The sequence below is a fragment of the Peptoniphilus hominis (ex Hitch et al. 2025) genome (assembly GCF_040096015.1).
GTDB classification, from domain to species: domain Bacteria; phylum Bacillota; class Clostridia; order Tissierellales; family Peptoniphilaceae; genus Peptoniphilus_A; species Peptoniphilus_A hominis.
Genome location: NZ_JBBMFO010000064.1, coordinates 1 through 1,488, shown reverse-complemented (window position 1 = coordinate 1,488; position 1,488 = coordinate 1). Strand labels below are relative to the sequence as shown.

General features: G+C 29.3%; 2 protein-coding genes. Both read left to right on the top strand.

Translation table 11 applies throughout. From position 1 onward, the window contains the following. Window positions 1-45: 45 nt before the first annotated feature. Complete coding sequence (locus tag WMO19_RS09680; RefSeq protein ID WP_349171666.1) at window positions 46-585, top strand: helix-turn-helix domain-containing protein; 540 nt, start codon at window positions 46-48, stop codon at window positions 583-585. Beyond that, window positions 519-1,448, top strand: a complete 930-nt coding sequence (locus WMO19_RS09675; protein WP_349171668.1) for an IS3 family transposase — start codon at window positions 519-521, stop codon at window positions 1,446-1,448. The genes WMO19_RS09680 and WMO19_RS09675 overlap by 67 nt, the downstream gene beginning before the upstream one ends. Window positions 1,449-1,488 lie beyond the last annotated feature (40 nt).

Sequence of the window (1,488 nt, the reverse complement as noted above, 5' to 3'; positions counted from 1 at the left end):
TGAAGTGAACCCCAAAATCCGGAATAAGGATGGAGGGGTTTTTTCATGCCAAAATACACAAAAGAATTTAGAATAAAAGTAGTTTTAGAATACTTATCAGGTAAAACAGGAGGACAAAAAATACTGTCAAAAAAATATGATATCCCTGAAAGCACATTAGAGAACTGGATAAATAAATATAGAGAAGGAGGATTCGAAAACCTAGATAAAAGGAAAAATAAGACTAAATTCACTAGTGAATTTAAATTATCTGTAATACAATATAGGCAGATAAATAATATTTCTTACAGAGAAACCGCAGAACATTTTGGTATTGCTAATGGATCAATAATATGTAATTGGCAAAGGAAATATCAACAAAAAGGTTTATCTGGACTGGAAGATAAAAGAGGAAGGCCTAGAAAAGATATGAAAAATTCAGATAATAAATCTAAGTTTAACACTCCAATAAATGAGTCTGAAAGAGAAGAATTAATTAGACTCAGAGGAGAAAACAAACTCCTAAAAATGAAGATAATATACGAAAAAAAGCTACAAGCCTTGTTACTGGAACAGGAAGCAGAAGCAAGGCAAAGACAAAGATAATATTAGATCTAATAAAAGAATTTCCTGAAACAAAAATAAAAGACTGGTTAGAAATAGCAAGACTTCCAAAAACATCATACTATGAATGGAAGATTAAACTAGAAAATCAAATAGATAAGGATAAAGAAGTCAAAGAAAAAATTAAAAAGATAGTAAAAGAATCCAAGGGCAGATATGGATATAGAAGAGTTACACTGGCCCTAAAAGATAAAGGCTTTAAAATTAATCACAAAAAAGTATTAAGAATAATGAGAGAAGAAAAAATACTTTGCACTAAATTTAATAGAAGATCAAGAAAATACTCATCATACAAGGGAGAAGTTGGGAAAGTGGCTCCTAATGTCGTAAATAGAGACTTCAAATCAACAAGACCAAATCAATTGTGGTTAACAGATGTAACAGAATTTAGAATAAAAGGAAAAGAAGAAAAAATATACCTATCACCAATACTAGATGTATATAACAGCGAGATAATAAGCTATACAATAAGTTATCATCCAACTATAGAGCTCACCAATTCAATGCTAGATAAGGCTCTTAGAAGAGTTAGCGATGAAGATAAAAGCAAATTAATAATACACTCAGATCAAGGTTTCCACTATCAACACTCATCTTGGTCATGTAAACTAGAAAAAAATAAGATAATACAAAGCATGTCAAGGAAAGGAAATTGTCTAGATAATTCTCCTATGGAAAATTTCTTTGGAATATTAAAACAAGAAATGTTTTATGGTTCAGAATTTAAAAACTATAAAGAATTGATAAAAGAGATAGAAAAATATATTGAATGGTATAACAAAGACAGGATTAAAACAAAATTAAAAGGAATGTCCCCTATAAATTATAGGTTACATTCCGCTTAATATAATATTAAATTTGTTCCGTGTTTACGGGTTCACTTCA

What these genes read in the sequence shown, in the direction of transcription:
- WMO19_RS09680 (WP_349171666.1), top strand. Translation starts at nt 46, where the DNA reads ATGCCAAAATACACAAAAGAATTTAGAATAAAAGTAGTTTTAGAATAC.